The organism is Paenibacillus sp. P46E, from assembly GCF_001909095.1.
GTDB lineage: Bacteria > Bacillota > Bacilli > Paenibacillales > Paenibacillaceae > Paenibacillus_AQ > Paenibacillus_AQ helianthi.
This window is the reverse complement of the sequence record NZ_LVYZ01000014.1, coordinates 112498-138057: the sequence shown is the minus strand read 5'-3', so window position 1 is coordinate 138057 and position 25560 is coordinate 112498. Positions and strand designations below refer to the sequence as shown.

Genomic DNA, 25560 nt, shown 5'->3' with positions numbered 1-25560 from the left:
ATATCGTTTATATACCAAATACCGAATATCTAATATCTTTTAGTAAGCTTCATACTTAGTGTAATCTAGTTGGGCACAAAAAGAAAGCAGGCACATTTATGTAACGTACTTTCCTTGCAGATACTATCGATATGAGCATAGAAATTTCTATCCCATTGCTATCTCTCGCCTGGAGGGATGTCCTTCCAGATTACATTCTCTCCGTAGTTTTTGCCCCAGTCATACATCATATGCAGCACAGGAAGCAGACTTTGCCCGTACTCCGTCAATGAATATTCCACTCTCGGCGGAACCTCGGCATACACTTGTCTGAATACAAGCTGATCCTCTTCCAGCTCACGGAGCTGGTTGGTCAGCATTTTCTGTGTAATATGGGGAATCAGCTTCTTCAGCTCGCTGAAGCGTTTGGTCCCTTCCAGGCCCAGATGCCACAGAATAATCAGCTTCCACTTCCCGCCAATGACAGCAAGCGTAAGCTCCTTCTCGCAGTTGATTTCCTTCAGGTTAATACGGTCCTTAATCTCCGTTGCCAATTGAAACAGCCCCCTTCCTTCTTAATCATACTACAGATCACCGGGGAGACGCACATGACTGAGGAGGCGCCAAATATGGCTCCATATACGACACAGACCGCCGGCTTGTAAGCGGGCGGTCTGTGTCCATTTCTTCAAATCTACTTGTCAGCTAATGATCCCTGCAGACTGACCGAACTGAAATCCGGCTGCGCTGCAATATCAGTGTCGCCCGCAGCCTTGGCTTTTTCCAGTGCCGCATTGTAGCGGGTATTCAAGTCCTGGAGCTCCTTGTCCAGATCACCACCGGCAAAAATATATTTGTTGAAGACATCGACTTTTTTCATTCCTTCGAGACGTCCTTCAGTAATGACCATCGGTGTTGCCGGATAAATCCCGTCAAGCTTTGTTGGCAGGAAGGCCTCGATTCCCGCAATGTCCGGTGCCTTTGCCACAGCGGCAACCGAAGGAATAACCGAAACCCCATATCCACCCTCCTGGTAGGCTATCTGCACATCATCACTGTACATCCATTCGATAAATTTCCAGGCTGCTTCCTTTTGGACTGAATCTTTGCTCATAGCCAGATAGCTGCCGGCGATAACCTGACTGGCACCGTTCTGCTTGCCATCCACAGTCGGAGGGAGTGCTGCTGCCCAGCGGATATTCGTCGGGAATTGGGTTTTGTAGACACTCGGCTCAACAGAATGGTTGAAATACATGCCGATCTTGCCTTGGGCGAACTGCGCACGCAGCGGGTCGATATCAAGCGATTCCGAGCCTGGCATCATACTTCCGTCCACCTTGATCTGCCGCAGTGCCTCGGCAACCTCCTTATACATGCCAAAGTCGAACTGGCCGGTCTGGAAGTTGAACCCCTCTGTGCCCACAGTCTTGCTAAGTGTTGTTATTGGATAAGCAATGCGCTCAAATCCGCTGGCGCTTTTGAAGTTTCCGGCGAAGCCGTAAGCTCCGCTGTCCTTACCCACTGCCGTAATCTTCTTAGCGTCCTCAACCATTTCAGCCAGGTTCTTCGGCGGGGTAGTGATGCCGGCTTTTTCGAACAGATCCACATTGTAGATCAGGCGCCAGAACTGGCCGATGTTCGGCAGGGTGTATATTTTTCCGTCAACAGTATTTTTCTCATTGATGAGTACGTTCTCGAAGCGGCTTTTCATCTCCGGTGTGATATAGCTATCGAAGGATTCCAGGTAACCTTTTTTGACCCAGGTGGGCACATTGCCCGTATCTACACGGAGAATATCCGGCGCCTGCTTGCTGGCGAAGGCGATATCCACCGACTGGGTATAGTTCTCCGCCATCACCTTCATTTCAATATCGATATCGGGATGGAGACCCTCGTATTCACTGATCTTTTGCTCGATAAAATCAGAGTCATGCCGGTCGATGGTCCAATAGACCAGCTTTGTTTTTTTGGCGGCGGCGTCATTGGGTCCGTTCTCCGCTTTTTCATTCGACGACGAACAAGCTGCCAGTGAACCGGCCAGCAGCAGCGAAGCCCCAGCCAGCATCCATTTATTTCTTTTCATCTAAATTGCCTCCCTTTTTTCTTGTAATCGCATTCATTTCATATGAAAAGTATAAAATGCCAGCCTGATTGTAAGTGAAGGAGAAAACAACTATTCAGGGGAGACGAAATCACTGTTTCCCTGCTCATGGGCTGTGGCATATTTTGCGCGAAAGTCTGTCGGTGTTAACCCGGTATATTTTTTGAATAGCTCAGTAAAGTAGGGACGGTCCTCATACCCCAGAGAGACGGCAATATCCTGAACCTGCATGCCTTCCAGCACGAGTTCCTTGGCCTTGTCCATTCTTCTGCCGATAATAAATTGGGCCAGCGTCATCCCCGTCTCCCTTTTGAACAGATTGGAGAAATAACTGGGACTGAGGTGGACTGCCCTTGCACAGTCGGCTACCGACAGATTCTGATGCAGATTTCCATTGATATGGGTAATGGCCTGCTCCACAAGCACGCGCGCGTCGCTGGACTGGCGTATGTGCACATACGCACAGCCCTGGCTGCAGAATTCCCGGATCTGTCTGCGGAGCTCTTCGAAGGAAGCTGCACTGTTCATGTCGGCGAGCTTCTTTTCCAGCATTTTAACTTCAGCGTCCGATGCTTTTTCCGAGAAAACCCGATGGATGGAATGGGCGAGCTCAAGACACAGCGTTTTGACAATGGCCGGGTTGGGAAGTTCCGATGCGGTAAGCCATTCATCCCAAATGTCATCCAGCTGCTCTTCTGCTTGGGGCAGGTTCGCCGAGCGCAGACAATAGAGTAGTTCTTTCTCTTTGTCATAGGAGTATCTTGGCAGTACAGCATCCGGCTCTGTGCCTTCAGCATAGCGGTACACGCTATTCCCGCCGGTAAAAAAGGTATTCGCAAGCGCAGACAGTGCCTGCGCGTAGGAAGAAGACAGCTGACCTGCGTCCTCCACTTCTCCACCCAGCCCGATGGACACCGTCTGGTACGTATGCCGGCGAACATTCTCCCGGCATTTCTCCGCAAGCTGTTCCGTATCCAGTTCAGCCGGAGGATTCATAACAATGATGAGCTGGTTGACATGTTCACGGAACACGATCCCCTGCGTATAGCCCGCAATCGTCTCTTCCAGAATATTCTGCACGGCAAAGCGGATCAGCTCCACCTCAGATACCGGCAGTTCAGCCGTACGTTCCGCAAAAAAGTCCACTTCCGCCACCATCACACAGAAGTGATGACTGTTCATCTTGATGGCATAGAAATCCCACTGCTGGCTCCGGTGCTGCTGACGGGTGCCGTAACGGATAAGCAGACGCATATATTCCTGACGCAAATAGGGTAGACTCTCCCGCAGCTTTTGTTCCATCCCCCGCATCTGTTCGGCCTGGCTGCGTTCCCGCTCCAGCACCTCTTTGGCCTTCAACACGGATTCAAGCACCTGAAACTTGGTATAAGGCTTGACAATCAGATCAAAAGCCCCGAGCTTAACAGCTTCCTGGGCATAGGCAAAATCGGAATAGCCAGTTAAATAAATCAATTTGATGCCCGGCTGCTCTGCCTGAATGATCCGCATCATCTCCAGACCGTCAGTAAAAGGCATTCGGATATCCGTCAACACGATATCGGGGCGGTGCTTGCGGATCTGCTCCAGACCCTCCTCACCATTGGCCGCCGTGGCTGCAACCACAATCCCATGCTCCTCCCAGGGAATCCGCTGTGATAACCCGCGGACCACTGCGGGAATATCGTCAACAATGCATATTTTAATAGACGGGACGTTGCTCAGATTTCATTCCACCTTCCATAGGAATTGATAGAACCGCTGCGGTTTCAATAAGGGGCCTGCTGCGAAAGACCAATCCGGCCTCTTTGCCATAGTACAGCTGAAGACGGCTGCAGATATTAGAGAGTGCATAACCTCCGCTGCCGACCGGCTCCTTCAGACAGGCACTCAGCTTATCCGCGTCCATACCAGCTCCGTTGTCGGTGACCCTGATCAGCAGTAGATTCTCTGCCATCTCCACAGTGATCCTGATCATGCCCCCTCCCCGCAGCTCCTTTAGCCCGTGCAGAATGGAGTTCTCCACCAAAGGCTGGATGATGATTTTCAGCACAGGAAGCTCCAGCAGCTCTGCTCCAGCTGAAATGCTATATTCGAATAGCCCTTCATAGCATTGTTGCTGGAGGTTCAGATACTGGCGGACATGCTCCAGTTCTTTGCCCAAAGTCGTAATTTCCTGACCGTTGTTCAGACCCAGCCGGAACAGCGCCGACAGCGAAATGACCATTTGTTTTACATCTTCATATTCATCCATCTCACATTTCCAGAGAATCGTGTTCAGCGTGTTATATAAAAAGTGAGGCTCAATCTGCGCCTGAAGCGCCTTGATCTCTGCTTTTCTCTTTTCCTTTTCCGTATCCTTGACTTCGAGAATCAGTTCACCAATCCGGTCCAGCATCTGGTTGAATTTGCGGCCCGCATCTCCGATCTCATCCTGAAAAGGACTCTGGAACCGGGCCGTCAGATCCTCCTGCTCTACACGTGACATCGTCTTCTGCAGCTTCAGCAGCGGGCCCAGCAGCAGCGCCGACAGGTATCTCGCAAGCAGAAGCGCGATGACAATACATACCGCCATGATCATCAGCACCAGCCACTGGATGCTGCGAACAGGCTGCAGCAGCTCCCTCTTGGACAGGTAGCTGACCAGCACCCAATCATCCGCATACCGCGAACCGGCATAGCTGACCAGCATTGGACCGTCACCAGCAGAATATTCGAAATTCCCGCTGCCCGCCTCCATCAGTTTGTCCACAAACACAGAGGCCCGTGTCCATTCGGGACGATGCCTATCCCCGAATACGCTTGCTCCCGCTCTATTGATTAGCAGAAAGCGGGCGGAGCCAGGGCTGGCACCTCCGCTTACGGCATCCTCCATAATGTCCTCTTTCACATTGACGGTCAGAAATACATCCGGGACGTAATTCTCTGTCAGCGGCTGCAAAAGCAGAGAAATGACATGGTGGTTCCCGGCAAATAGCTCATCCTGGTGGCTCTCCACCCAATTGGATTCCGGGTTGTCCTTAATCCGCTGGTACAGCGAGGATTCCATAAATGGCGTCCCTGTTCTGCGCTGATTGCCAGTGGAGTAGAAATCCCCGTCCGGCGTACTGATCAGGATGGATTCAATGGAGTTCTCTGTCAGTTCAGCCTGTGTGAAGGGGCCTTGCAGCAATGAAAAATTGGCAAAAAAACGGTCTGTATTGTGAGCTTGGATATCCCGTATGGTCTGCTTATAGGCTTCACTCAGCATCATCGTGGAGGAAGCCACGATAATTTGCTTCAATTTCTGGTCCAGTACATTGACCGATTGGTTCAGTACATTTTGATTAAGCGCGATGGAATTGCGCTCCATCGCCCGCGAAGCAATAGAGTACGCCCAAAGACCGGTGACGGAGATGCAGAATACCGTCAGTGCGGCAAATGATAACCATATTCTCTTCTTCAGCGAGGTCCGGTAAAGCCAGGCCTTCAGCATGTATTCACACCCTTCTTGAATAGCTGTCCGGAGCCCGCCGCCTTGACCTTAGCCCTTTACGGAGCCTGCAGTCATCTGCATGAACGATTTATTGGCAAAGATATAGACAATAATCATGGGCAGCATGGACAGACATGCACCGGCGAGCATTAATTGAGGCTGCGCGGCATCGCCGATGCCATATTTGAGTCCCGCCAATCCTACGGTGAGTGTCTGCAAGGCGGGCTGAGTCATAGTAAAGACCAGCGGCAGGATATACTCGTTCCATGCTCCGCGGAAGGTCCAAAGCGCTGTGACCCCTAAAGCGGGTGTCAGGAGCGGCAAGATAACACGAAAGTATACGCTATAAAAGTTGCAACCGTCAATAAAAGCGGCCTCATCAAGCTCCTTCGGAATGGCCCGTACAAAACCAATCAGCATAAAGAATGCTGTGGCATGGGCACTGATCAGAATGATAATTACACCCCAGAGTGATTTCTGTAAATGAAGCGATACCATAAGATCGAACTGGGGCCGGAGCACCACAGCGCCGATCGAGATGAACAGCGTGCAGGACTGGATCACAACATATAAGCGTTTGCCGTAAAAGTCGACTCTCGCCACTGCATAAGCAGCCATCGTTCCAATCAATAGAGTACCTAAAGTGGTAAACACGCTGATATATACACTGTTCCAGGTAAAGCGGGCAAAGTTGGCCGAGTTCCAGGCCTGCGAATAGTTTTCGAACTTCCATTCCTTCGGCAGTAAAGTGGTTCCCGTCGTCAACTCCAGGTTGGTTTTGAGCGATCCGAAAAACGCCAGAATAATTGGGAACACCGCAAAAGCTGCCACCAGGAGCAGGAAAATCCACAGCAATGTCCGGGACAGCGCCGCTCGGGTTTTGACGGAGCCGGAGGTCTGCGCCGAAGCGATTTTCGTTTCCGCATGTAATGTACTCACTGTTCATTCTCCTCTCTTTTAATAGATGTCATTCAATTTCTTGGATACATAAAAGTAGATCAGGGTAATCATCCCCACAATAACTGCAGTGGCAAAACCGACGGCACTGCCGTAGCCGAACTGCTGGATGCTTGTGCCTCCACTGGATACGGGGAAAAAGAGCTTGTAGAGATACAGGTACATGACTTCCGTCTTGCCATAAGGCCCGCCCTCGGTAAGCACCATGATACTCTCGTAGCCTTTGAGAGAGACGGTAATGGCCAGCATAATAATCATTTGCAGCACAGGTCCAAGCATGGGGATGGTGATACTCCACATTTTTCTCAGCGGTCCGGCCCCATCCAGGGAAGCCGCCTCATACAGGTCTTCGGGAATGTTCTGCAAGCCGGCGATAAAGAGCAGCATGTAGTTGCCGACGGCTCCCCAGATCGCGATCATAATCGCCGTCAGCAAGGCGTATTTCGGTCCCAGCCAATCTATGGGAGAAGAAATAATCCCGGAGCCTAACAGCAGCTGGTTCACCATTCCGTTGTAGGAATTGAAGATCACATAGAACACGATTGCCATAACCGAAGCACTGATCACAGTCGGCATAAAATAAATTGCCCGGAGCAGCTGCCGCCCCTTCAGTGCACGGTTGAGGACAACGGCCAGCACAAAGGACAACGGCAAAGTAATCAGCAGCTTGCCGCCAGCATAGAGGAAGGTGTTGACCACCGACTGCCAGAATTCCTTGTCCCGGAATAGGCGCTCGAAATTATCCAGTCCGATGAACAGCGGTTCGCCAAAGCCCTGGTAATCATAGAACATGTACTTTAGCGCCCAAAAGATAGGATACACTCCAAAAATCAGCGTCAAAATCAGGCTGGGAGCAACGAAGGTCCAGGCGTTAATTTGACGTTTCGATTCATTCATTTATTGTTCCTCCTGTCATTGATCTAAGCATCTGTCCTTAATGATAATTCGCTCCGTTCATAACGGTTAGGGAGAAAGCGACTGCCCTTGGGGGAGAATTTCACTTTTTCAGTTGCTTTGTCCCCTTTCTTCCCTTTGTTTATCCATCCCGCCCTTCGTGAAAGCACAGCTATACTAATAAAAGAAAGGGAAGACAGCGAATCATGACAACTCTACAAGGAGGTTTGAACTACCGATGAATTCAGCACACGGCGGCGGTACCGGGGCCCGCCCCTTCGGCTGCTATACCCAAGAACAGCTGCAGGCCATTCGCTGCAGAATTGAACAATTCCCTGCGGTCCGGCAGGAATACGAAAGACAGCAGCGGCTGTCCGGGCAATTCATGATCCGGGAGGCAGCTGCTCCGCTTCACAGACTCAGCGCGTTCCGGGTAGAGCCCTTTGTCTTTGAAATCCCTTCCGGTGCCGTATATCTGAAGCTGGCTGTGCAAATCCGGGGACAGGGCATTGCCCGTATCGGCGGCCTGCGTCTGACTCATTCCCAGCTGGGTTTGCCCATTGCACTGGCGAATGGCGGCTTGCAGTATGCTCTGTCGGGATGGTGCCAGGAGCCGGGTAGCGGCAGCACTGCCTATCTGGAGCAAATGCCAGGGGGCCGGAGTGGTCTTCAGCCTTCGGGCGTGACTCCGGCGGGAAGTATTCCGGATGAGGATATGCAGTGTATCCGGATAAGCAATACGGAGGAATCTGAAATGACGGTCCTGCGTTACGAGGAGCTTATCCCTGTACGCGAAGGGGATCATTACAGCATGCAAACAGCACTCAGCCTGGAGGCGCCTCTGAGCGGAGGAATCCGCGCCGAGGTCCGTTTCCTGAATGCTGCGAAGCAGCCGCTGGGACCGGAACGGCTCTCCCCCCTTTTTAACCGGCCCACGCTGACCAATTGGGCGTACCTGCTTGAGGCAACAGGCGCAGACGCCAATATGTATATGATCTCAGGCGAACGCAGATTTGCGGACCAAGCCAAGCAAAAGCTGCTGTACATGCTGGCAGACATGCGGGTAGGCATGGATATTTTCCGCAGAGACGGCTGGCATGACGATGATACCTACGGTGCGGTGCATATCGGGAGAGGGCTTGCTGCAGCTTCGGTCATCTATGATCAGATCGCGGGCAGCGGTGTTCTCCTACCCGAGGAGGAGTCTCAGCTTCTCGCCCACTTCCGCTACATTGCCGCAATGATGATGGATACCGGCTACTACCGGTTCGATCTGGAGACCTTCCCGGACGAGAAGGGCGGCAAACGCAGCAACTGGAATGCGGACCGGGCGACCGGGCTGGGTGTGTATGCCCTTCTCTTCCCGCAGGAGGAACAGAGCGGAGCCTATCTTGATCATGCCCTCTCTGTCATCGACTGGCAGCTCGCGGAAGTAGTGGACCCGGATGGCGCCTGGCCGGAGAACATCCGCTACCACGGAGCCGTGCTGCACCGCTATTTTCTCTTTTTCGTCCTGCTGAAGCGCTTGAAGGGCGTTGATTATTTCAAGCATGACAAGGTAAAGGGCATGTACCGCTTCCTTATGGGTACGGCGACTGCGGCAGATACCCTTCAAGGCGGGGCTTCCGGCCCCCCGGTTCTGCTTACACCAGCTGTTGGCGATGCCAACGTACAGGAGAAGTGGTTTCGCCTGCTCGGCTATGCGGCTCCGTTCTATATGGAGGAAGACCCGCAGCTTGCCGGGGAAATGATCTGGACCTGGAAGCGCGGCGGCGCACCCGTGGAGGATAACGGAGCATTTCCTTTGCCACTGGTCGCTCTACTGTATCCGCAACCGGACCTTCCAGAGCAGCGGCCCGCTCTCGGCTCCATACATTATCCCGATATCGGCTATGTCATCTTCCGCGGCGGGGAGCAGAATCTGCAGCATTATGCGATCTACGAGGCTTCTCCGCTGACTTACCACGCCCATCACGATGAGGGCCATTTTTCCATCTGGGCAAACGGGGTTCCAGTAACACTGGATTCCGGAACAGGAGGCTATTACAACGGAGACCGGCACTGGTATGTATCCGGCGCAGCCCATAATGTTGTCCAATTTACTGATAAATCGGGAAGATTCACCAACGGCCCGCTGCAAAGTGAGTGCAAGGAAGTCCGGTTTTCAGCAGAGCTGGATTATGCAAGAAGCCGCATTCCGGATGCGAATGCCGGGGAGTATGAGCGTAATTTTGTTTACATTAAGGCAGGCTTTGATGTGTATCTGGTCTGGGACCGAATCGAGGGGGCGGCAGACAGCGTATGGAATCTGCATACGCTTAGCACAAGGGCAGAATTAACAGAGCAATGTATTGATGCAGCATGCCTCAGCAGCATGCGGATGAGTGCGCATATTGCCGAGCCTGTCCGCCCGGTCATCACCATGCACAAAGGGGCCTTAGGCGGGAATTATCCGCTCGCAGCACAGCAGCATTTCCGCGTGTACGGCGGTAACAGCGACTATGTAATTCTGTTGCAGCCCCGGACAGAAGGCACTCCACCATTGCAACTGGAGAAGCTCGATTATGCAGAGGCTGCCGAAGGTGTTCGCTTGTACAAGATCACCCGGTCGGACGGGGCGTGGTGTATCGCTGTCATCAACGGTACCGGGCAGAGCCATCATATTACGGTCCCGGATCTCGGTCCGCTCAGACTGCTTGGAGAGAATGAGACAGTAGAGCCAGGACAGCCTGCGCCCATGGGACTGAGACTTGAGGCAGGCAGAATTCACATCGCCATACCGCGATAAGTGGCAAATGCCCGGATAATTCACACATTAAATAGATGGAGGAGAATAGAAGATGAGCAATCTTGGAGTATGGGAACCTGCAGAACCTGGAGTCAAACGCTGTATTCTGAATGCGGCAGCAAGTCTGATGATGATGGAGGTTCATTTCGAAAAAGGGGCTGAGGGCTATGAGCACAGCCATCCCCACGAGCAGATGAGCTACTGTCTGCGCGGAAGCTTTGTGTTCCGCATTGACGGCAAGGAGCACATTGTCAGCGCAGGCCAAAGTATTGCCATACCGGCAAATGCCAAACATGGCGTAACAGCCTTGGAGGCAGAATCAGCGCTGCTCGATGCCTTCACACCTATCCGCGAGGATTTGCTTAAGCTTTAGAGGGGCAGGCCGTAAGATAGATCAAGAATCTGCCAGCTGTACACAATCAAACACCGCCTATCCGGATTCTTTGGACAGGCGGTGTTATTTTTATTCCAGATTGGCGTGGTTGCCGAACATCCGGGTGGAGGTCTGGCCGGTCTCTTCCATCATCCGCAGAATCACGGCATCGTAAAAGAGCAGCAGGGTCTGTTCAAACAGTGAAGCCATCGGCTGGATGGTGATATGACCTCCGTCCGTCTGTTCCTTGGGTGCACCCGGCAGCTTGACGGTTTGATCAGCCAGCCGGCCAATGGATGACTCCGGGAAGATCGTTACAGCCACAACGGCGGCTCCCGCTGCCTTAGCTTTGCCGGCCATGGACAAGAGGCTGGCCGTCTCACCGGAACCGGAACCCAGCACCAGCACATCTCCCGGCCCGATTCCCGGCGTTACCGTTTCACCGACCACGTAGGCTTCCTTGCCGATGTGCATCAGCCGCATCGCAAAGGCCCGGCCCATAAGACCCGAGCGGCCAGCACCGGCCACGAAGACCTTGCCGGAGCGTAGCATCAGTGCTGCCAGCTGCTCCGCCTCTGCTACTTCAAGCTGCTTAGCCGAACGCTGCAGCTCATTCACAATCGCCTGCGCATAGCTAACCGTATCCATAAGCGGATCAGGCTTGGCTGACCAGGCGCTTCATTTCCGCCGCCGCAGCCTTCTGATCGCTTTCACCGGTAATGCCGCCGCCAACGATCACCAGATCGGGACCGGCTGCAATCACTTCAGGCAGCGTGCCCAGCTTGATGCCCCCGGCAATCGCCGTTTTGGCCTGCTTCACTACACTCTTGATAGCCTGCAGATCCGCGAAGGAGTTTTTGCCTTCAGCCTGATGGTCATACCCGGAATGCACACAGACATAATCTACACCAAGCGCATCCACTTCGGCCGCTCTTCCCTTGATATCCTTAACGTTAATCAGGTCCACGAGGATCTCACGGCCGCTTTTCCTGGCTTCCTCTACCGCCCCTTTAATCGTTGAGTCATCGGACACACCAAGTACGGTCACGATATCCGCACCTGCTTCAGCTGCCTTCATCACTTCATACCCGCCGGCATCCATAATTTTCAGATCTGCCAATACGGTCAAGGCTGGAAAAGCTTCCTTCATCGCCTTCACCGCATGCAGGCCCTCATTAATAACAATCGGTGTCCCAATCTCCACAATATCTATGAATTCAGCTACCTCCGAGACAATATCCTTCGCCCCTTCAATATTTACAAGGTCCAGCGCTAATTGCAGCTTCATCTATTCGACTCCTTTTAATATATTTTAGTAAGTGCTTCACCTATTGTAGGTGCATAGATTCATTAAGGGAAGTAGGCACTTTGCCGTGTTGTAGTTACTCCAAGGATACTATTGTGCCTGGTAAAGGTCCGATTACGGGAGTAGTCAAGAAACTCATGTTGGTTTTTTTCAGAATTTTCGTAAATGTACTGCATTTTCATAAAACCTGTGCTAACATACACCTTGTTTACAGCTGGCAGCCAGCAAGAAATAACTAAAAGAAGGTGTGTAATGAACCAAACGAAACACCAGGAGTTTAATTTGATTAAGCTGACCTGGCCTATATTTCTGGAGCTGTTCCTCTTTATGCTTATGGGAAGTGTGGATACATTCATGATCAGCTCGGTATCGGATGATGCGGTGTCCGGTGTAGGCGCAGCCAATCAGATTATTACCATGGCTATCCTCGTACTCAGTGTAATCGGCAACGGCGCGGCCATTGTCGTGTCCCAATATCTTGGATCGAGGAAGCCCAAAGAGGCTGCCGAGGTCACCGGCAATGCCATTACATTAAATCTGGCTGTAGGCATTATTCTCAGCACAGCTCTGCTGTTCTTCGGAGGCTCGCTGCTGCGCGCGCTGAATGTCACAGGGGACATTCTCGTACATGCCAAGGTCTATATCCATATCGTCGGAGGCGGGATTTTCCTGCAGGCGCTGCTGAATGCGCTGGCAACGACCATCCGCACACACGGGTTCACCAAGCAGACCATGATAGTCTCCCTGCTGATGAATCTCATTCACGTAGCCGGTAATTATCTGTTGATCTTTGGACATTTCGGCCTGCCTGCGCTGGGTGTGCAAGGAGCGGCAATTTCCACGGTAGCCAGCCGCCTCATTTGCCTGATCCTCTTCTTCCTGCTGCTCTACAGAATTATGGAGGTGCGGGTAAAATGGACGTATTACATTCATCTCTCCAAAAAATATGTCCTGCAAATTCTCAAAATCGGCATCCCGTCCGCGTTTGAATCGGTGATCTATCAATCCTGCCAGCTGATTTTCACCTTATATATTACGTATCTGGGCGCCGAAGCTATGGCTACCCGCCAATATGCGCTGAATATCTCCAGCTACATCTTCTTGTTCAGCGTTGCTGTATCTATGGGGACTTCCATTATTGTAGGACATCTCGTCGGAGCAGGGCGTCCGGGGGAAGCTTACAAGCGGGTGTTCAACAGTGCAAAGTGGGCGCTGCTCGTCACGGTGATTATTGATGCTGCCGTCATCTTCTTCCGTATTCCGCTGATGGGTCTATTTACAGATAACATGAATATCGTCACCATGGGCGCCCAGGTTATTCTGCTCAGTATCTTTCTGGAGACCGGACGAACCTGTAACCTGGTCATTATCAACTCCCTGCGCGCCTCGGGCGATGCCAAATTCCCTGTCTATATGGGTCTTATTTCGATGGTCTGCATCAGTCTGCCGCTCGGCTATGTGCTGGTATTCCAGATGCAGCTGGGACTGGCCGGGGTCTGGCTGGCGACTGCCTTTGATGAATGGCTCCGGGCGGTCATCATGTATTTCCGCTGGAAGAGCCGGGCTTGGGAAAAGCATAGCCTGATTAAGCACGAGACTTCGGAGGCTGCTGTCCCTTCGGCTGCACCGGCACACTGAGTTCTACGGGTTCTCCGATATTGATCTTTGTTCAAAAAAATGGGATGCCCCGCAAGCCTTGACCCGGCTGCGGGACATCCCATTGTGTTTTTTCACGGCCATTTGCTATCAAATGAAACGGCTCAAGTTCCTTTCTCCACCGCTTCTTTATGCTTGGCTGCGAACTGCTCCGGCGTTACCGCCTTGCCGAACAGCGCCTGAATCATATCCAGGTGGACTTGAGCGGCATTCGGCTTCATCTGCACATCTGCAAACAAAGTAATGCTGCTCGCATGATTGAGCTCGTTCAGCAAATCCACATACAACTGAGGCAGCTCGGAATTCGAGGTATCTACTTTGGTCGCCGGAATAACACCCGCCGTCGTTACAGAATCCTCGCCCCATTTGGATACGAAGTACTCGACGAAGGCTTTGGCTTCTTCCTTCACCTTGGAGGATTCAGCTATGAATAGGCCGACACCGGGACCGCCCACCCAGCTGTTGATACTTCCTTTTCCCCCATCCACGGTAGGGAACTTGAAGAACCCAACCTTGTCCTTAAATACCTGCGGGATATCCGGGTTAGTAGTAAAATTGGGCAGCTCCCATGTTCCCGTCAGATACATAGCCGCTTTTTCATTCACGAATTCCGACTTGCCCTCCTCGTTGGACAATCCGTTGAAGCCCCTATTAAAAGCGTTCATGTCCACCAGGGTCTGCACTTCAGCCGCAGCCTTGATCAATCCCGGGTCATCGAATGAACCTGAACCATCGGTCGCTTTTTTCAGGGTGTCACTTCCCGCGATCCGGTCGGCCAGATACATATACCACAATGAGCCGGTCCAGCGGTCTTTGTTGCCCAAGGCGATAGAGGTTACTCCGTTATAGGAGAGTATTCTCACAATTTGCTTGAATTCCTTATACGTGGTTGGAATCCGCAGACTGTATTTGGCAAAGATGTCCTTGTTATAGTAAATAGGCGAGATATTCAGCTCGATGGGCAGGGCATAAGTCTTGCCGTCCACTGCATAAGCTTCCGTAGTGCCGGCTACAAATTTGTCCTTCAGCTGCTCCCCGTACAGAATATCATCCAGCGGAGCGAACAATCCGCCCTTCACGTAAGGCTCCATGAAGCCTGCAGCCCAAGTAATGCCGACATCCGGCAGCTCGTTTGCGGCAGACAGCACCTTCAGCTTGTTTTTATACTGCTCATTCTCCAGCACTTCCTGCTTGATCGTGACGTTCGGATGCTCCCTCTGGTAATCGTCTATGATCTGTCCAACCAGTTTATTCTGCTGGGCCGAGCTGTCCGCCGGCCATAAATGCATCATTTTGAGGGTAACCTTTTGCGCCGGTGCGTCACCTGGTGTCTGGGACGCAGGGCTGGTCCCGGCTGAATTATTCCCCCAACCGCAGCCCGGCAGAACGAGTATCAGCATAAACGCCAATATCAGGCTTGGGGTTATTGTGTTCCTCCGCATTCCTATAACCTCCATGATTTGTTGTGCGGGTGAATGTAATCGTTCTCATACACACTCTAGCATCGCAGCCGGAGGACTATAAGATCACGTTCATTGGGTATAATTCCACTTTTATTGGATTTCGCTGTGCTCATCCTTCATTTGTTGGCGGTAACGGCTTGGACTGATGTCTTCCAGGGACTTGAACACTTTGATAAAATATTTATCCGTGCGGTAGCCTACGCGCTCTCCGATCTCACCAATCGGCAGGCGTGTCTGCAGAAGCAGCTCCTTGGCACGCTGAATTCGGATACGCGACAAATATTCGCTGAACGATACGCCAACCTGCTCTTTGAAGAGCACGCTGAAGTAGCTGGCATTCAAGTGAATCAAGCCGGCTACTTCAGACAGGGTCAGCTGCTCGTGCAGATGCTGCTCTACATAGGCTAATGCCTCCTTTACCGGCTCCCCCATGCCCGCCGTATCCGGATCGATCTCCATCAGCTTGTGATCCACCAGCTTCTCCAGCTTCTCGTGGCGCTGCTGCTCTTCTTCCTGCTTCAGGGCCGTCTCCACTACCTCCAGCAGCTCTCCCTTGTCCAGCGGTTTAAGCAGATAATTGAACGCACCAAGCCTCAGTGCCTGCTGCACATATTCAAATTCAGCATAGCCGGAGATAACAATAATGACCGGCTTCCGGGCTTCTCCCTTCAGGGAGCGGATCAGATCCAGTCCACTGACCTCAGGCATGCGGACATCGGTAATCAGCAAATGCACACGTCCGTGCCGCAGCCGTTCACGCGCGTCAATTCCGTTATCAGCCGTTTCTATGATGTAGCGGCCAGCGGCCCACACCTCCAGCGTCTGCCGGATGCCCTGCCGTGTCCTCGGTTCATCATCCACGATCAGTATTGTCTTATTGCCCAGATTCATAAGTATGTCCTCCATTATTCGGAATTTCAAAAGTGATCACCGTGCCCTCGGAACGGCTGCTCTCAATGCGCATTCCCTCCATCTCTGTGCCTTCGGCTTCATAGTAGAGCTTCAAACGCCGCTGGACATTTACAAGTCCTATTCCCGTACCCTTGGAAGAAATAGATGGACCGCCTTCCAGTGCACCGTATAAGGATCTTAAGGTGTCGGAATCCATTCCCGGGCCGTCGTCCTGTATCGATATCCGGGTCCAGCCTTCACGTGTGGAGGGAGTGACAATGACACTGACTGCTCCGTTCCCTATCCGGCCCTCTACTCCGTGGAGAATCGCATTCTCGACAATCGGCTGAATCAGCAGCTTTGGCACAGGTACGGCAGCCTCAGGAAGCTCAAGCTGAATATTCCAGGATAGACGATCCCCCATCCGCATCTCCATAATTTTCAGATAACGCCTCACCTGCTCCATCTCTTCCCCAAGGGTAACCCATTCATCAGAATTCGTATTTCCTATAATGTACCGGAACAGCCTGGACATAATCACTACAAGCCCGGCCAGTTCCTCTTCACCCTTCTCCTCAAGCGACCAGTTGAATGCCTCCAGCGTATTAAACAGGAAATGCGGGTTAATCTGCGCCTGCAGCGCCTTCAGCTCCGTACGGCTCTGCAGTACTTCCTTTTCATATACCACACGGATCAGATCATTCATATTGGCAATCATGCCATTGTACGTATAATTCAACTCCCTTAGCTCCATTGTGGATACCGACTCTGAATTAGGGGTTAGAACCCCGAGTCTGGATTTACGCATTGCCCGAATGAGATGGATAATCGGCCTGGTAATCATCGTGGACAGCACAAAAGACAACAATAAAAACAGCACCGTGCCGATTCCTCCCGAAACCAGCAATACCGTTCGCAGAATAGAGATACCTTTGGTAACATAGCTTACTGGAGTGAGCACCAGCAGTGTCCAATTGGTCTTGTCCGAGCGCAGCTTCACCTGCACATATTCCTTATCCTCAAAGCTGACCGTCTGGTCCTCGCTGGCAAGCAGCGGCAGCAGCTCGGGCTGAGGCTCCTCACTGCCTCCGAGCAGTTGGCCTTCATCATTCACCAGCAGCACAGACTCGCCCCCGTCGCTGCCGGACAGCGGATCATCGAGCTGGAAGTAGCTGCGCTGGATACGCGCGATTAAATAGCCGCCCCGTGAGAACCAGCGGTCCATCAGGCTGACCTGTCGGATGGCCAGAAGACTCCCGTCGTCATCGGGATCAACGCCGATCCAGACCAGCCTGCCCTTTTGGGTATTCGCTTCAGTGATGTAAGGATTGCTGATTCTTATGCCAAGGCTGCCTTCCTTAATCGGGAACAGCAGCCGGTAGTCTGCCGTATACAGTTCCAGAGAACCTACACTCGGCATATAGGCCTGGTAGCTGGAGACAATCTGCAGCAGAGACTGCCGCTGGTTAAAAGACACAGATTTGCCGTTCAGCTCTTCTGTTAGCAGTTGCTGAACGGTCGGGTGATTCGCTACCTGCTCCGTCAGGCTGTCGATCTGGTCGATCAACGCATCCAGCCTCCCGTTAGCTTGCACCGCGGTCTGCTGGATGTGCCGCTCTGCATTATTTTTCAGCAAAAACGAGACCCTGTTATACACAAATGCCCCGGACACAGCAATAATCACCAGCATAACAAGCAGAAATCCAATGAATATTTGATTGCGCAGCGTATTTAGTTCCTTTATTTTCCCATACACACAGGATTCCCTCTTTCACGTGGCAGCGTTTCCAACCTTATTCTCCAAAAGTTTCGCCGAATGTCAAGAGCAAATACCGCCCTCAGCCAGACAAACCAAAAAAACCCTTAAGCAGTATCCCTTGGAAAGGGTTCTGTTAAGGGCCTTATTGAACAAAAAAAATAGCCCGCTCCTCAAAAGGAACCGACTGCTAAATGATGCTCTTCGTACTGTCTAAATGTACAGATCGGCTTACTTGAAGCGGCAGTTTACGTAATCGTTATGCCCTTCTTGATCGCCTTCATGTCAAAATTCGTATTCACAAGCATAGGCAGTATCTTCATGCTTCTAGTCATTGGAGAGTTACATTGCCAGCAGGTAGGTACATATTGAAAGGCAAAGTTATCGCGCATCCATCCCGAGCAATCCTCTTTGGTGCAGGACCAGATGGCTGTGTCTTCCTGTGGAAGATCCTCCAGCGCTTTTTTACGAAAATACATAAGTACCCCTCCTTGGTTCGAATTGAGAAGATGTCCACACCCCTTATCGGGCGTTATGGCAGGGCTGCAGCGTCTTGTTCATCGTCAAAAAAAAGGCTGCCCTCAACATGTGTTAAGGACAGCCTGATTTCAAAATTACAGTTTTACAACGTTTTCGGCTTGTGGTCCACGAGCGCCTTGAGTTACGTTGAACTCAACGCGTTGGCCTTCGTCCAAAGATTTGAAGCCGTCGCCAGTGATTGCGGAGAAGTGTACGAATACGTCGCTTCCGCCTTCAACCTCGATAAAACCGAAACCTTTGTCTGCATTGAACCATTTAACTGTACCTGTTTGCATGATATTACCTCCAAAATTTTATTTAACACATGTCCTTTTATTCCTACGTATTGTACGAACAAATAAAAATTCACACATTGGAAAAGGCTTCATACGCACAAATGATAACCCTTTACAATATGTGAATTAAGGTTTAACTTTATGTTTGAATTTATTGTATCACATTAATTCTCCAAAAGCAAAGGAATCATTAAAAATAAAAATATCCTGCCCGGTCTACGGCCTCCGGAAAGTCCGGAAACCGGGCAGCCGCAAGGGTTAGTCGATATATCCGGCTAGCCCTTTATCCATTAAATAATCCATTTCAGCATCGAGAATGCTCTCTACCGTCAGTTCATCCAGCTTCACATCTCGCTGGGCAACGATATAATCCACCAGATCATCGTTATCGATGTCTACCTCGCCTTTGGCATTTGCCTTGGCCTTGTTGATAAAGGTCTGCTCATGCTTCAGCACCAGCCCAATCAGCTTCGGATCGACTTTGGTCTCCGCAGCCAACACCTCCAGCAGCTCCTGCTCATTCACTTGATCACTCATATTTCGTATAGTCAGCTCCTCTGGCATTTATGCACAGCTATTGTACCACAAGTCCTTACTCCGTCCCGCCTCTTACTTCCACCATGCCAGCGAAGGGACCTCGGCGGAGCCCGCATAGACCGGCTCGCCGATGCGCGGTGTAGCCAGACGCACATTCTGCGCCTTCGCCGCCGCGAAGACACGCTCCACCGGATCGGTCCAGTCATGCATCGACAGGGTGAATGCCGCCCAATGAATCGGAATCATGAGGGCGCCGCGCACATCCAGATGTGCCTGGACCGTCTGTTCCGGAAACATATGAATATCCGCCCAGCGCGGATCGTATTGACCGCATTCCATCAGCGTCAGATCAAAGGGTCCATACTTCTCGCCGATCTCGGCAAAGTGGGGGCCATAGCCGCTGTCCCCGCTGAAGAAGATCTTCGTCTCCGCCCCCCGGATAATCCATGAACACCAGAGGGTGGAATTTCTGTCCAGCAGGCTGCGCCCGGAGAAATGCCGCGCCGGAGCGCTGGTCAGCGTAAGGCCCTCATACCGGATTTCATCCCACCAGTCCTGCTCACGAATATTCTCCCGGCTTACCCCCCAGCGCTGCAGATGTGCGCCGACGCCAAGCGGTACAATGAACATGCCCACCTTGTCCTTCAACTGCTTGATCGTACCGTAGTCGAGGTGGTCATAATGGTCATGGGAGAGCAGTACGGCATCAATGCGGGGCAGCTCCGAAATCTGGGCCGGCAGCTGTTTGCTGTACCGGCGCCCCCCGACGAATGGAAAAGGGGATGGCGAGCGGCCCAGCATGGGATCAAGGAACAGCGTCACCCCATCGATCTCCAGCAGCACAGCGGAATGTCCAAACCAGGTCACCCGGGTGTCTCCCGTCGCCTGAATCGAACCGGGCAGGAGCTTCTCCGGAACCAGGGGCTGCTGCGGCCGCGAGCGGGGATTGCCTTTAATGAAATCCTTGAGAATGGAGAAGCCGCTTCCGGCACTGTTTTCCATCATCACGGTTGCTGCAGGATATACAAATTTCCCATTCTTGTAATTCAGCGAGCGGCTGATCATCCGCTTCTCCTCCTTGGAGGCTCGGCGGCCAAAGGAAGGATAAAAGGTCATTACAACGTAAGCCAACACGGCCAGCGCCACAAGGAAAACAGCGATGATAATTAAGGTCATGGTCCAGCCCTTCTCTCCCAGATATTAAGATCTTAGGCATATTATAAATCTGGCCGGAACCGGGAGCAAATGTGCCGCCAGTAGTCCAGAAGGCTACAGGTTCCAGCCGGGGATTTTGCGCAAATCGCCATCCCAGATTTGGACAGTGCTCTGCACCGGAACGTCAGCCGGGGAGGAGGCCGTACGAATGAAGCAGGAATCCATTCCCACTGCCGCCGCACCTTCCATGTCTGTACGCGGATCATTACCGATCATAACAGCTGAGCTTAGATCAGCCCCGTACCTCTCTGTCAAATAGCGGAAAAACAGCGGATCCGGCTTGCTGATGCCTGCCTCCGAGGATATCGCAACCCCGTCGAATAAATGCAGAATACCCAGCATGGTCAGCTCTGCTTCGATGAAGGTTTTTTGGCCGTTGGAGAGCAGAAACACCTTTTTGCCGCGTGATCTCAGGTGCCGCAGAATTTCCTCAACCCCGTCATACAGGGAAATCTTAATCATGGATAACGTACGCAGCCACCTTACGGTTTCGTGCAGCCAGGCTTGTCCAGGGTTCCCGCCCAAAGAGCGGGCTACCTCCCGGAAGACCTCCTCCATCACAAAATCCGGAAACTCACAGTGCTGTGCGGCAGCGGCCAGCTGACGGTCCCGTTCCAGCAGAAACCGCCGCTGCAGCCCCTCTCCGGTAATAGTCAGGCCATGATATCCGAAATGGAGCGCGAGCCGCTCCCAGACTCCGGGTTGCTCCTCATCCGTCTCAATGTCAATCAGCGTACCATACAGATCAAAAATATATGTCTGATACATAATTCCCCTCCTAAGCGTCTGTATTGAAGCTATTGTTAATATTTTCATTCTAAACGGATATGGAACTTATGCAACAAAATCCCATACCCTGACGTTTAGGGGTTAACAGACACGGCACCAGAGAATCCGAACCAAAGGAGCGAATATCATGAACACCATTCTAAAAACAAGCGCTATCCTGCTAACCTTGTCACTCGCACTTACAAGTGGAGGGGTCTCTGCTGCACCAAGTGCATCATCCGCAAATTACAGCGCCGTAAAGGGATCCTCTGCTGCGGCTGCTATATTCTCCATATCCCTGAGCGGGAAGACTCTGTCGGAATCCGGCTACCAGCCTTCCGGCAGCAAAGAGCCGCTGGTTCCTCTCCGCGCTGTTGCCGGTGCACTTGGCTTCACGGTTGCCTGGAATGCGCAGTTGAAAGCTGTAGAACTGAGTATGGGAAGTATTTTTACCACAGTAAAAAGCGGTGAAGACCGCTATGCAATCAATAAAATGTACACTACACTCGGCACAGCTCCGCAAACAAAGCAGGGCAAGCTGTATGTCCCCGCCTCCTTTGTAAGTAAAGTGCTGCATCAAGCGGTAACTGTGGAGGGACAACAGATTCTGATTCGTCAGGCAGCAGATAGTCTCATTGAGACCGGCGTGATCACTTCCATTACCGATGCGGACAACTACCAATCCGTGCATATCCGGGGAATCGGTACAGAGGGAATCGTTCTGAATGTGGGCAAGGATACCCACCTTGTCCGCAAAGACGGCTCGGAGCTAACCTTCAGCGAGCTTCACATCGGTATGACTATTGAGGCGCAGCACTCCCTGATCTCCACCCGCAGCCTGCCTCCGCAAACGCCTGCCTACCGGATCACTGTACTGGACGCGGAATCACCAGAAGAATTTCTGGGCACGGCAGGTACCATCCAGCAAGTCATGACCGCCGGGGATGGTACAGCCAGCATCCGTATCCGCGGCAGTGCACTAAGCGAGAAGTCGCAAAATGAAGTTGTGCTTCGTCTGACGGAGGCTACTGTTGTCGTCAATTCAAACGGAGAAGCTGTGTCTCCCGCGGATCTGACCGAAGGCGCCGAGGTTATCGGTTTCTATAGCCCCTTCCTGACGCGCAGCCTGCCCCCAACGGGAACAGCCTTGAAGGTGGTTTTGGAGACGGAGTAGCATTAGGTTTTCGGGCTCACACTAGTGCGAACCCTAATAAATCGATGTCTTTCAAAAAAGCCGCGGTGCTCTGCAAAATGCAGGCTCGCGGCTTTTTGATATATGCGTCAATCATATATTCTACGTACTCATCCTTTGAGCGCTTCCCGGATGGCCGGCTCGCGGCCCAGCGTAACTCTGTTTTTGCCGGTGGCCTTGGATAGATACAGTGCTTCATCGGCCTGGCGGTACAGATCCTCAAAGGTTACATCGCTGCGCTCCGTGAAGGCAATTCCGATGCTGACCGTAAGCCTGATGCTGTGCCCCTCGCCCAGATGGACCACATGCCCGCCCATCGTTTCCCGGAAGCACTCTGCTTCCCTCAGCGCCTCGTTCTCGCTGCCTGTGAAGAAGCACACGGCGAACTCTTCGCCGCCCACTCTGCCGGCAATCCCCTTGTTCTCATATTCGGCAAGGATCTTGCGGGAAAAGTTCACCAATGCCAGATCGCCAGCCATATGCCCGTATGTATCGTTAATCAATTTGAAATCGTCTATATCGAACAGAAGCAGCGCTAGTCCCGCCCCGTCCCGTACAGGATATTGCTGTAACAGACGCATGAAATGCCTCCGGTTATAGAGGCCGGTCAGATCATCTACGGTTGCCTGATGGAGCAGTTCACGTTCATAACGCTTCTTCTCGCTGAGGTCACTGAATACCATGAGCATCCCCGTAGTTTCGGCCTTGCCCCGTTCCGTAGCAATGAGAGAGATGCCAACCCAGGCATCCTCTTCGCCGGGCGCTTTAATTTCGAATTGCCCCTCGATGCGTTTGGAATATTGCGATGCGATATCTTCATAGCGGTCCAGCAGCACACGGATACTCCTGCCCATCCAGGTACTGTTCCTAGGCTCCTGCTGCTCTTTCAGCAAGCTGCGCAGCATCGAGTCGGCAGCCTCATTTATATCAATAATGTTGTCATAGCGGTCCGTCAGTACAATGCCGTCTTTCATATTCTCAAAGATTTTACTCTTGGCCAGCGGATACAGCGACAGCCGCGGATCGCGGAAAATGCTGAGGTATCCGGCAAGGATCGGCGGCAGATAAGTAAATGCCGTGAAGCCTGTAATGGTAATTCTGAGAAGAGGCAGCAAAAACACTGATAGAACCGGAACCAGCAGCCCTCCCAGCAGCATTAGATTCCGCCGAAAATAATATTTGGGGGAGTTCAGTAAAGATAAAGCCAGCAGATAAACGGCATATAACCCGAACATCTGATCATAGGCAATCAGTATCATACTCAGCACTGTGGGCTTAACTACTATTCCGGTGACGCCCGCTACGGTGGCAATTCCAATCCCGCTGCGCATCAGGTGATGATACGAATCGGTAAAGATCAGCGCCACATCAAGGGCAACCGGAATGCAAAAGAGGGCAAGCCTCCTGGCCAGCCCCTCCGTAGAACGGGACACATACTCTTTAATTACCGCGTAAGTAAAGATCGTGCTTAGAAATAGCGGGGGCTGCTGCAGATTCTTCCACCAAAGCTTGGCCTGAAAAGAAACCGATACAATCTCTCCGGCTGTAGCCGCAAATATCAAGCTGACCAGCAGCATTAGGATCCATAAATAGCGTCTTCCCGGTGTGGAGTGGTACTTGTATGAACTGACACCCATATACAGACTTAGAATACAGCCCATTAATAGATAAAACGGATAACCCTGCACCCACGGCATGTCATATTTCTCCTATTTTTGAGATCACTTTGCCTTATTATATCCTACTCCTTCACACAAATGAATGATACTTACAAAAAACTACGGATGTTCCGGAATATCTGCTTCACATTCGGGTCAAAGGGAATCACTGCTTCTTCAGCACAGATCTGCGCCTTCGGAACACAACGAAGACCCTGCGGGCAGCCCGCAGAGTCTTCAAAAGGTGAGAAGTGAATGTTTAGTTATGCCAGGTTCCAGAGGCTAGGGTACTTTTCCAGTAAACAATCGACGCCATCTCGATTTGTTTTTGCCTTTCAGATAGTACATGGGTGAAATCAACTACCTTTCGGAAAACACATTACATGCCGTTCCAATCGCTATAATTGACACCTTCCACTTCCCACCTGCTTATTATTACCCGGAATCTGCGGTTGATAAGCAGCCTGTACCAAAAAAAAGAGGACCTTCCATCCGCCATCTGCATGGCTGCGGAATATCCTCTGTGTGGTCAAACTACTATTTCTTCTGAGCCAACCGTTGTTTGAACTTGTCAACACGGCCGCCAGTTTCGGTATCTCTTTGTTTACCAGTGTAGAACGGGTGGGATGCGGAGCTGGAGTCCACACGGATCACAGGATAAGTGTTGCCGTCTTCCCATTCCATAGTTTCACCGGACGATTTAGTGGACGAGCTCAGGAATTTGAAACCTACGCTGGCATCCAGGAAAATCACCTGGTTGAATTTAGGGTGTATGCCTTCTTTCATTGTAGTAACCTCCTTCCCGTACATATACAGTCTCTATGGCCAAATGAAGCGATCTCTAGGGAGATAACTAAATCCACAGATTTACACGCCATACTATCATACGTGATCTGGGGCGCAGAGTCAACCACCAAAATCAGTACACCACCTGGTTAGAGTGACTTCACCATTCCACCATCAATCAACAGAGACTGGCCTGTAATATAGGTATTGGCAAAAGAGCCCAGGAATACGGCCGCTTTGCCGAACTCCTCCGGGGTACCGCTTCTTCCAGCCGGAATCTGAACCAGCGCTTCCTGTCCGACCTGCTCCCGGGAGATGCCGCGGGCCTCCGCCCGTTTGCCGTCCAGCTGCAGAATCCGGTCTGTGCCGATACGGCCAGGCGCAAGCGAATTGATCAGGATACCCTCCGGGGCCAGCTCGGTCGCGAGTGTCTTGAACAGCGCGCTCACCCCCGCCCGGAAAACATTCGAAAGAATCAGTCCGCTAATCGGCTGCTTGATCGATACCGAGCTGATGCCTACAATGCGGCCGTTGCCACTTGAGCGCAGGTATGGCAGCGCTTCGCGGATCATGCGCACGGTGCCCATCAGCGTAAGCTCATAGCCGCCAGCCCAGTCGGCGTCGGCCATATCCTCAAAGCCGCCGCCCGGAGGGCCTCCGGCATTGGTGACCAATACATCCAGCCCGCCTCCGTATTCGGCGGCGGCTTCAATCGCCCGCCGGATCTCCTCGGGGCGGGTCACATCCATCTGTACCACCGCCACCTCCCGGCCGGTAGCCTCCGCGATGGTCTGCCGGGCCGCTTCAAGCTGTTCTAGACTCCGGCTGGCAATCGTCACCTTCGCGCCTTCGCGTGCAAATTCCAGCGCGGTCGCGAGACCCAACCCTTTACTTGCTGCCGCCACAAATACCGACTTCCCTGCAAGACCCAAATCCATTTCCTACGCCTCCCT

23 protein-coding genes are annotated in these 25560 nt (G+C 52.1%); 4 read left to right on the top strand and 19 right to left on the bottom strand.

Features of this window, described 5'->3' with window-relative positions; all coding sequences use genetic code 11:
- Window positions 1-158: 158 nt before the first annotated feature.
- The 6 genes from A3849_RS04180 to A3849_RS04155 all read right to left on the bottom strand — a co-directional run bounded on the left by A3849_RS04180 (window position 159) and on the right by A3849_RS04155 (window position 7406).
- Window positions 159-533: a winged helix-turn-helix transcriptional regulator gene (locus A3849_RS04180; protein ID WP_074088430.1), complete on the bottom strand. Its 375-nt coding sequence runs from the start codon at window positions 531-533 to the stop codon at window positions 159-161.
- A gap of 140 nt (window positions 534-673) precedes the next feature.
- Entirely contained in the window at window positions 674-2062 is a 1389-nt protein-coding gene (locus tag A3849_RS04175) for an ABC transporter substrate-binding protein (protein ID WP_074110299.1), read from the bottom strand.
- Window positions 2063-2152: 90 nt separating this feature from the next.
- Window positions 2153-3772, bottom strand: a complete 1620-nt coding sequence (locus A3849_RS04170; RefSeq protein ID WP_256700646.1) for a response regulator — start codon at window positions 3770-3772, stop codon at window positions 2153-2155.
- Window positions 3773-3779: 7 nt separating this feature from the next.
- Window positions 3780-5552 carry a sensor histidine kinase gene (locus tag A3849_RS04165; protein ID WP_074110297.1) on the bottom strand — a complete coding sequence of 591 codons (1773 nt, stop codon included), beginning with the start codon at window positions 5550-5552 and terminating at the stop codon, window positions 3780-3782.
- A 48-nt stretch (window positions 5553-5600) separates the two neighbouring features.
- The gene (locus A3849_RS04160; RefSeq protein WP_074110327.1) at window positions 5601-6419 is read right to left on the bottom strand and encodes a carbohydrate ABC transporter permease; all 819 of its coding nucleotides are present in this window, start codon (window positions 6417-6419) and stop codon (window positions 5601-5603) included.
- A gap of 90 nt (window positions 6420-6509) precedes the next feature.
- On the bottom strand, window positions 6510-7406 hold the full coding sequence (locus A3849_RS04155; RefSeq protein ID WP_074110296.1) for a carbohydrate ABC transporter permease: 897 nt from the start codon (window positions 7404-7406) through the stop codon (window positions 6510-6512).
- 235 nt (window positions 7407-7641) lie between these two features.
- Between A3849_RS04155 and A3849_RS04150 the strand changes: the two genes are divergently transcribed.
- Window positions 7642-10191 (top strand): heparinase II/III domain-containing protein, encoded by a 2550-nt coding sequence (locus tag A3849_RS04150; RefSeq protein ID WP_074110295.1) that lies wholly within the window; start codon window positions 7642-7644, stop codon window positions 10189-10191.
- 52 nt (window positions 10192-10243) lie between these two features.
- Window positions 10244-10564 carry a cupin domain-containing protein gene (locus A3849_RS04145; RefSeq protein ID WP_074110294.1) on the top strand — a complete coding sequence of 107 codons (321 nt, stop codon included), beginning with the start codon at window positions 10244-10246 and terminating at the stop codon, window positions 10562-10564.
- Between the two features lie 90 nt (window positions 10565-10654).
- Here A3849_RS04145 and hxlB read toward each other — a convergent pair whose 3' ends face one another.
- Both hxlB and hxlA read right to left on the bottom strand, forming a co-directional pair.
- A complete protein-coding gene (hxlB, locus tag A3849_RS04140) occupies window positions 10655-11212 on the bottom strand; it encodes a 6-phospho-3-hexuloisomerase (protein WP_074110293.1) in 558 nt (185 codons plus the stop codon).
- A 7-nt stretch (window positions 11213-11219) separates the two neighbouring features.
- Window positions 11220-11852 (bottom strand): 3-hexulose-6-phosphate synthase, encoded by a 633-nt coding sequence (gene hxlA / locus A3849_RS04135; protein ID WP_074110292.1) that lies wholly within the window; start codon window positions 11850-11852, stop codon window positions 11220-11222.
- 207 nt (window positions 11853-12059) lie between these two features.
- On the opposite strand from hxlA, the gene A3849_RS04130 reads away from it, so the two are divergent.
- On the top strand, window positions 12060-13508 hold the full coding sequence (locus A3849_RS04130) for an MATE family efflux transporter (protein WP_372237743.1): 1449 nt from the start codon (window positions 12060-12062) through the stop codon (window positions 13506-13508).
- A 122-nt stretch (window positions 13509-13630) separates the two neighbouring features.
- Here A3849_RS04130 and A3849_RS04125 read toward each other — a convergent pair whose 3' ends face one another.
- The 8 genes from A3849_RS04125 to A3849_RS04090 form a co-directional block, all read right to left on the bottom strand.
- Entirely contained in the window at window positions 13631-14968 is a 1338-nt protein-coding gene (locus tag A3849_RS04125; RefSeq protein WP_074110290.1) for an extracellular solute-binding protein, read from the bottom strand.
- Window positions 14969-15079: 111 nt separating this feature from the next.
- On the bottom strand, window positions 15080-15880 hold the full coding sequence (locus A3849_RS04120; protein ID WP_074110289.1) for a response regulator transcription factor: 801 nt from the start codon (window positions 15878-15880) through the stop codon (window positions 15080-15082).
- On the bottom strand, window positions 15864-17570 hold the full coding sequence (locus A3849_RS04115) for a sensor histidine kinase (RefSeq protein WP_083613361.1): 1707 nt from the start codon (window positions 17568-17570) through the stop codon (window positions 15864-15866). The genes A3849_RS04120 and A3849_RS04115 overlap by 17 nt, the downstream gene beginning before the upstream one ends.
- 314 nt (window positions 17571-17884) lie before the next feature.
- A complete protein-coding gene (locus A3849_RS04110; RefSeq protein WP_074088419.1) occupies window positions 17885-18115 on the bottom strand; it encodes a cold-shock protein in 231 nt (76 codons plus the stop codon).
- A 135-nt stretch (window positions 18116-18250) separates the two neighbouring features.
- Window positions 18251-18451: a cold-shock protein gene (locus A3849_RS04105; protein WP_019914790.1), complete on the bottom strand. Its 201-nt coding sequence runs from the start codon at window positions 18449-18451 to the stop codon at window positions 18251-18253.
- A 258-nt stretch (window positions 18452-18709) separates the two neighbouring features.
- A complete protein-coding gene (locus A3849_RS04100) occupies window positions 18710-18988 on the bottom strand; it encodes a hypothetical protein (RefSeq protein WP_074110287.1) in 279 nt (92 codons plus the stop codon).
- A gap of 72 nt (window positions 18989-19060) precedes the next feature.
- Complete coding sequence (locus A3849_RS04095; protein ID WP_074110286.1) at window positions 19061-20164, bottom strand: MBL fold metallo-hydrolase; 1104 nt, start codon at window positions 20162-20164, stop codon at window positions 19061-19063.
- A 93-nt stretch (window positions 20165-20257) separates the two neighbouring features.
- Window positions 20258-20971 carry an HAD family hydrolase gene (locus A3849_RS04090; protein WP_074110285.1) on the bottom strand — a complete coding sequence of 238 codons (714 nt, stop codon included), beginning with the start codon at window positions 20969-20971 and terminating at the stop codon, window positions 20258-20260.
- 148 nt (window positions 20972-21119) lie between these two features.
- Here A3849_RS04090 and A3849_RS04085 point away from each other — a divergent pair, with 148 nt between their 5' ends.
- Window positions 21120-22145 (top strand): copper amine oxidase N-terminal domain-containing protein, encoded by a 1026-nt coding sequence (locus A3849_RS04085; protein ID WP_074110284.1) that lies wholly within the window; start codon window positions 21120-21122, stop codon window positions 22143-22145.
- Window positions 22146-22273: 128 nt separating this feature from the next.
- On the opposite strand, the gene A3849_RS04080 is transcribed toward A3849_RS04085, so the two are convergent.
- From A3849_RS04080 to A3849_RS04070, 3 genes are all read right to left on the bottom strand, one after another.
- Complete coding sequence (locus tag A3849_RS04080) at window positions 22274-23860, bottom strand: histidine kinase N-terminal 7TM domain-containing diguanylate cyclase (RefSeq protein WP_074110283.1); 1587 nt, start codon at window positions 23858-23860, stop codon at window positions 22274-22276.
- A 498-nt stretch (window positions 23861-24358) separates the two neighbouring features.
- Window positions 24359-24607 carry a type B 50S ribosomal protein L31 gene (locus A3849_RS04075; protein ID WP_074088414.1) on the bottom strand — a complete coding sequence of 83 codons (249 nt, stop codon included), beginning with the start codon at window positions 24605-24607 and terminating at the stop codon, window positions 24359-24361.
- Between the two features lie 149 nt (window positions 24608-24756).
- Window positions 24757-25545, bottom strand: coding sequence for an SDR family oxidoreductase (locus A3849_RS04070; RefSeq protein ID WP_074110282.1), 789 nt, complete (start codon window positions 25543-25545; stop codon window positions 24757-24759).
- Window positions 25546-25560 lie beyond the last annotated feature (15 nt).

Coding starts and splice junctions, on each gene's coding strand:
- A3849_RS04175 (WP_074110299.1), bottom strand. CDS start 2,062: ATGAAAAGAAATAAATGGATGCTGGCTGGGGCTTCGCTGCTGCTGGCC.
- A3849_RS04165 (WP_074110297.1), bottom strand. CDS start 5,552: ATGCTGAAGGCCTGGCTTTACCGGACCTCGCTGAAGAAGAGAATATGG.
- A3849_RS04155 (WP_074110296.1), bottom strand. CDS start 7,406: ATGAATGAATCGAAACGTCAAATTAACGCCTGGACCTTCGTTGCTCCC.
- A3849_RS04150 (WP_074110295.1), top strand. CDS start 7,642: ATGAATTCAGCACACGGCGGCGGTACCGGGGCCCGCCCCTTCGGCTGC.
- A3849_RS04145 (WP_074110294.1), top strand. CDS start 10,244: ATGAGCAATCTTGGAGTATGGGAACCTGCAGAACCTGGAGTCAAACGC.
- hxlB (WP_074110293.1), bottom strand. CDS start 11,212: ATGGATACGGTTAGCTATGCGCAGGCGATTGTGAATGAGCTGCAGCGT.
- hxlA (WP_074110292.1), bottom strand. CDS start 11,852: ATGAAGCTGCAATTAGCGCTGGACCTTGTAAATATTGAAGGGGCGAAG.
- A3849_RS04125 (WP_074110290.1), bottom strand. CDS start 14,968: ATGCGGAGGAACACAATAACCCCAAGCCTGATATTGGCGTTTATGCTG.
- A3849_RS04120 (WP_074110289.1), bottom strand. CDS start 15,880: ATGAATCTGGGCAATAAGACAATACTGATCGTGGATGATGAACCGAGG.
- A3849_RS04115 (WP_083613361.1), bottom strand. CDS start 17,570: ATGCTGGTGATTATTGCTGTGTCCGGGGCATTTGTGTATAACAGGGTC.
- A3849_RS04110 (WP_074088419.1), bottom strand. CDS start 18,115: ATGTATTTTCGTAAAAAAGCGCTGGAGGATCTTCCACAGGAAGACACA.
- A3849_RS04105 (WP_019914790.1), bottom strand. CDS start 18,451: ATGCAAACAGGTACAGTTAAATGGTTCAATGCAGACAAAGGTTTCGGT.
- A3849_RS04100 (WP_074110287.1), bottom strand. CDS start 18,988: ATGAGTGATCAAGTGAATGAGCAGGAGCTGCTGGAGGTGTTGGCTGCG.
- A3849_RS04095 (WP_074110286.1), bottom strand. CDS start 20,164: ATGACCTTAATTATCATCGCTGTTTTCCTTGTGGCGCTGGCCGTGTTG.
- A3849_RS04090 (WP_074110285.1), bottom strand. CDS start 20,971: ATGTATCAGACATATATTTTTGATCTGTATGGTACGCTGATTGACATT.
- A3849_RS04085 (WP_074110284.1), top strand. CDS start 21,120: ATGAACACCATTCTAAAAACAAGCGCTATCCTGCTAACCTTGTCACTC.
- A3849_RS04080 (WP_074110283.1), bottom strand. CDS start 23,860: ATGCCGTGGGTGCAGGGTTATCCGTTTTATCTATTAATGGGCTGTATT.
- A3849_RS04075 (WP_074088414.1), bottom strand. CDS start 24,607: ATGAAAGAAGGCATACACCCTAAATTCAACCAGGTGATTTTCCTGGAT.
- A3849_RS04070 (WP_074110282.1), bottom strand. CDS start 25,545: ATGGATTTGGGTCTTGCAGGGAAGTCGGTATTTGTGGCGGCAGCAAGT.